This is a genomic window from Acidaminococcus nyctereutis, assembly GCF_052216985.1.
Classification (GTDB): domain Bacteria; phylum Bacillota; class Negativicutes; order Acidaminococcales; family Acidaminococcaceae; genus Acidaminococcus; species Acidaminococcus fermentans_A.
In genome coordinates this window covers 1-4,321 of record NZ_JBQOUY010000054.1, presented here as the reverse complement: position 1 = coordinate 4,321, position 4,321 = coordinate 1, and the positions used below count along the sequence as shown (strand labels likewise).

The window sequence follows — 4,321 nt, the reverse complement described above, 5'->3', positions numbered from 1 at the left end:
AGCTGAGTTTTGGGGGGAAGGGGGAAGTATACCCTTTTTCTCTTGCCTTTTACTGCCAGGAGTAAAAAGAGACAACAAAAAAGGAGCTGTGAAGAAATGAATCCTCATTTCTTCACAGCTCCTTTTTAAAAGAAAAAATGGAACACTTTCATGAAACAATACAGGATCCCGCTGGCGATCAGGGGGCCCACCGGCACTCCTTTGAAGAATACCACCCCGATGATGGTGCCCACCATCAGGGAAGCCACCACTTCTGGATCCGCTGTCATCAGCTCGGCCCCCCACCGGCCGAAAAGGGCCACGATACATCCCATGACCAAAGAAGCGATCCCCATGGGTGATTTGAATACGTTGAGGATATCGGAAATACCTAGGGCCCCAGTGGCGATAGGTGTCAGCATAGCGGCTGTCAGGACGATGACGCCCCAGTTCAGGCCATGACCGCCGAAAAACAGCAGTTTGTCCTGGGGCAGCACCACTTTCAGGATCACCAGGAGGATCGCGGACCAGGCAACGGTATTGTTATGGCTCACAAACCCAATAAGGGCCATCGCACCTAAAATCAAGTAAGGTTGGAGATTCTGCATAGACAATTCCTTTCCTTGAAAAAAACAGCCACTGCCTATTGGCAGTGGCTATTTCTGGTGCAGCAGAAATTATTTCAGTTCTACGGTAGCGCCAGCTTCTTCCAGTTTGGCTTTCATGGCTTCAGCATCAGCTTTGGCAACATGTTCTTTGATGGCGTTAGGAGCAGCATCAACAGCAGCCTTAGCTTCTTTCAGGCCCAGGCCGGTCAGTTCCCGGACAACTTTGATGACGTTGATCTTGCTGGCACCAGCATCTTTCAGGACAACGTCGAAGTCGGTCTTTTCAGCAGCAGCAGCGCCGGCAGCAGGAGCAGCAGCCACAGCAACAGGAGCAGCAGCGCTGACACCGAACTTGTCTTCCATGGCTTTAACCAGGTCGGCCAGTTCCAGAACAGTCATATTTTCAATGGCTTCCATAATTTGATCTTTATCCATTTTTCATACCTCCAAAATTTTTAAATGAAATGGGTAATAGGTTTACTCAGGCGACAGAGTCAGCCTGTTTTCCGATTAAGCAGATTCCTGCTCTTTCTTTTGCCGTACGGCTTCCAGGGTATACACAAAGTTGCGGATAGTCCCTTGCAGTACGTTGACCAGCCCGGAAATAGGGGCCTGCATGCTGCCAACCAGTTTGGCCAGCAGTTCTTCTCTGGAGGGCAGTTCTGCCACAGCCTTGACTTCGTCCAGGCCGATGACTTTCCCATCCAGGATACCAGCTTTGATTTCCAGAGCTTTATGATCCTTGCTGAAATCGTTCAGGATCTTGGCAGGGGCCACAGGATCTTCCGGAGAGAAGGCTACAGCCGTATTGTGTTCCAGATAAGCATCCAGTCCTTCGATGCCGGCTTCCTGGGCAGCGATACGGATGAAGGTGTTTTTCGCAACCATGTACTTCACACCAGCTTCACGCATCTTGCTTCTCAGCTCAGTATCTTCTGCTACGGTCAGACCGCAGTAGTCAACCAGGACGATTCCCTTGGAACTGGTCAGCAGGTCTTTCAGCTCTGCGACTTTCCCAGCTTTTTCAGGTCTAATATCATGCATCAGTAGTACACCTCCTTGCGTCAGAGTTTTATTAATCAACGAAAAGACCTCTCGGCGGGTCAGCCGGAGGTCATGTTTATCAACACTCCGACCTAGGCAGGTGAATGGTTCGTTAGGCTTCCGCGCCTGCTGTCTTGGGTCCGATGGTCATTTTCTATTTGATTATTTGTTGCTGTCGGCTTTCAGTACGTCAACAGGAACGCCAGGGCCCATGGTAGTGCTCAGGGTCACGCTCTTGATGTACTGGCCTTTTGCGCCGGAGGGTTTCACTTTGATCAGGGTGGTGATCAGAGTCAGATAGTTTTCCAGCAGCTTGTCAGCGTCAAAGGAAACCTTGCCGATGGCAGTCTGTACGTTACCGGCTTTGTCGGTACGGTACTCGATCTTACCAGCTTTGATTTCGTTGACGGCACGAGTGACATCCATGGTCACAGTACCCACTTTAGGGTTAGGCATCAAGCCTTTGGGGCCCAGGATCTTACCCAGACGGCCAACCGTACCCATCATATCAGGAGTAGCTACGCAGACGTCGAAGTCGGTCCAGCCGCCTTTGATCTTTTCTACGTATTCATCGGTGCCAACAAAGTCAGCGCCGGCTGCTTCAGCTTCTTTTGCTTTAGCGCCTCTTGCGAATACCAGCACAGTCTTGGATTTGCCAGTGCCGTTCGGGAGAACCAAAGCCCCGCGGACCTGCTGGTCAGCGTACTTAGGATCTACGCCCAGACGGACGGAAACTTCCACCGTGCTGTCGAATTTGGTCACAGAAGTCTGTTTTACCAGTTCTACTGCTTCCTTGGGGGAATATGCCTTGCCAGCTTCGATGAGCTTTGCGGCGTCGGTATATTTCTTACCAGCTTTACTCATTGTTTGTTCCTCCTTGTGGTTAAGCGGCTTTTGCCTCCCACAGATTGTCAGACATTAGTCTTCTACAGTAATACCCATGCTCCGGGCAGTACCTTCGACCATGCGCATAGCAGCTTCTACAGAGCCAGCGTTTAGGTCTTTCATCTTGCTTTCAGCGATTTCCCGAACTTTGTCCCGTTTAATGGTAGCGACTTTGTTCTTGTTGGGTTCGCCAGAAGCCTTTTCGATGCCACAAGCTTTCTTCAGCAGCACAGCTGCGGGAGGAGTCTTGGTCACGAAAGTAAAAGAACGATCTTCGAAAACGGTGATTTCAACAGGGATGATCAAGCCAACCTGTTTCGCAGTCCGTTCGTTGAAGTCTTTTACGAAGGCCATGATGTTGATACCAGCCTGGCCCAGTGCCGGACCTACGGGAGGTGCCGGAGTTGCCTTACCAGCAGGTACCTGCAGTTTAACCATCTTTACGACTTTCTTAGGCATAATTTACACCTCCTTACTTATTCAATAGCTTCCACTTGGGTGAATTTAACTTCAATGGGAGTCTCACGTCCGAACATCTCGACCATGACTTTGATCTTCTGCTGTTCGTCGTTGATCTCCGCTACCGTCCCCACCATATCAGTAAAGCCAGGAGCTTTGATGCGGACAGTATCATTCAAACCTACAGGGCATTCCATCCGGACAACAGGCGCTGCGGCTTCCTTGCCTGCAGCCTTTCCGCTGCCTTCTTTGGGCTGTGCCCCAAGGATGCGTTCAACTTCACGGTCAGATAAGGGAATGGGTTTCGTGCCAGTGCCGACGAAGCCGGTTACACCAGGGGTGTTCCGCACAGCATACCAAGTCCGATCGTCCACGATCATTTCGATCAGGACATAGCCCGGGAATACTTTCCGTGCCACGATCTTCTGCTTGTCATCCTTTGCGTCCACTTCATTCTGCATGGGAACCAGCACCTGGAAGATCTGTTCTTCCATGCCCAGGGAATGGATCTTGCTTTCCAGATTCATCTTGACCTTATTCTCATAACCGGAATAAGTATGAATGACATACCAGTGCTTTTGACCTTCCATGCTTATTGCACTCCCATCACTAAGCGAAACAGTACGGATAAGATAGCATCAATGGCCCAGATCAAGAAAGCAGAAAAGAGAGAAGAAACAATGACCGTAATGGTGTATCCGATCAGTTCCCGCTTTGTCGGCCAGGTCACCTTTTTCATTTCGGTTTTCACTTCTCGGAAAAAACCACCTGCACCAGAGGGGCTTTTCACTTCCGGGGTGAACTGAGATGCTGCCATAGTATCGCTCCACCTTATTTCGTTTCTTTATGCATCGTATGCTTCTTGCAGAATCTGCAATACTTCTTGATTTCGATACGTTCCGTATCGTTCTTTTTATTCTTCGTAGTCTGGTAGTTACGCTGTTTGCATTCAGTGCAAGCCAGGGTAATACCCACACGGTTTCCAGCTGCCATTCCTTAACACCTCACTTACATTCAAACTCTTGATTCCCAAAAGCCACCTATAAAGACTATCATAGAACTGTCAAGATGTCAACAAAAAACTGAGGCCGATGGATTGGTCGGCCTCAAGTTTTACATCCTCAGTTTGGATTAGCCTTCGATTTCGGTAACGACACCGGCGCCAACGGTATGGCCGCCTTCGCGGATAGCGAAACGCAGACCTTGTTCGATAGCGATTGGGGTGATCAGTTCCACATCCATCACCACGTTGTCCCCAGGCATAACCATTTCGGTGCCTTCAGGCAGGTGAGCTACCCCAGTAACGTCGGTGGTACGGAAGTAGAACTGCGGACGGTAGCCGTTGA

General features: G+C 50.0%; 9 protein-coding genes. All 9 read right to left on the bottom strand.

Going from position 1 to position 4,321, the window contains the following annotated elements:
* Positions 1 to 125 precede the first annotated feature (125 nt).
* Entirely contained in the window at positions 126 to 587 is a 462-nt protein-coding gene (locus ACTUHY_RS12775; RefSeq protein ID WP_442827990.1) for a DUF441 domain-containing protein, read from the bottom strand.
* Between the two features lie 69 nt (positions 588 to 656).
* Positions 657 to 1,022: a 50S ribosomal protein L7/L12 gene (gene rplL / locus ACTUHY_RS12770; protein WP_278675351.1), complete on the bottom strand. Its 366-nt coding sequence runs from the start codon at positions 1,020 to 1,022 to the stop codon at positions 657 to 659.
* A 75-nt stretch (positions 1,023 to 1,097) separates the two neighbouring features.
* Entirely contained in the window at positions 1,098 to 1,631 is a 534-nt protein-coding gene (gene rplJ, locus ACTUHY_RS12765) for a 50S ribosomal protein L10 (protein WP_278675350.1), read from the bottom strand.
* Between the two features lie 162 nt (positions 1,632 to 1,793).
* The gene (gene rplA, locus ACTUHY_RS12760) at positions 1,794 to 2,495 is read right to left on the bottom strand and encodes a 50S ribosomal protein L1 (RefSeq protein ID WP_012937657.1); all 702 of its coding nucleotides are present in this window, start codon (positions 2,493 to 2,495) and stop codon (positions 1,794 to 1,796) included.
* Between the two features lie 54 nt (positions 2,496 to 2,549).
* Positions 2,550 to 2,975: a 50S ribosomal protein L11 gene (gene rplK, locus ACTUHY_RS12755; RefSeq protein ID WP_012937656.1), complete on the bottom strand. Its 426-nt coding sequence runs from the start codon at positions 2,973 to 2,975 to the stop codon at positions 2,550 to 2,552.
* A gap of 17 nt (positions 2,976 to 2,992) precedes the next feature.
* Positions 2,993 to 3,565, bottom strand: a complete 573-nt coding sequence (gene nusG / locus ACTUHY_RS12750) for a transcription termination/antitermination protein NusG (protein ID WP_278675348.1) — start codon at positions 3,563 to 3,565, stop codon at positions 2,993 to 2,995.
* Between the two features lie 2 nt (positions 3,566 to 3,567).
* Positions 3,568 to 3,792 carry a preprotein translocase subunit SecE gene (secE, locus tag ACTUHY_RS12745; RefSeq protein WP_278675346.1) on the bottom strand — a complete coding sequence of 75 codons (225 nt, stop codon included), beginning with the start codon at positions 3,790 to 3,792 and terminating at the stop codon, positions 3,568 to 3,570.
* A gap of 14 nt (positions 3,793 to 3,806) precedes the next feature.
* Positions 3,807 to 3,968, bottom strand: a complete 162-nt coding sequence (gene rpmG, locus ACTUHY_RS12740) for a 50S ribosomal protein L33 (protein ID WP_075579076.1) — start codon at positions 3,966 to 3,968, stop codon at positions 3,807 to 3,809.
* A 138-nt stretch (positions 3,969 to 4,106) separates the two neighbouring features.
* Positions 4,107 to 4,321, bottom strand: a 215-nt coding sequence (locus tag ACTUHY_RS12735; RefSeq protein ID WP_473965311.1) for an EF-Tu C-terminal domain-related protein, incomplete at its 5' end; no start/stop codon positions are given.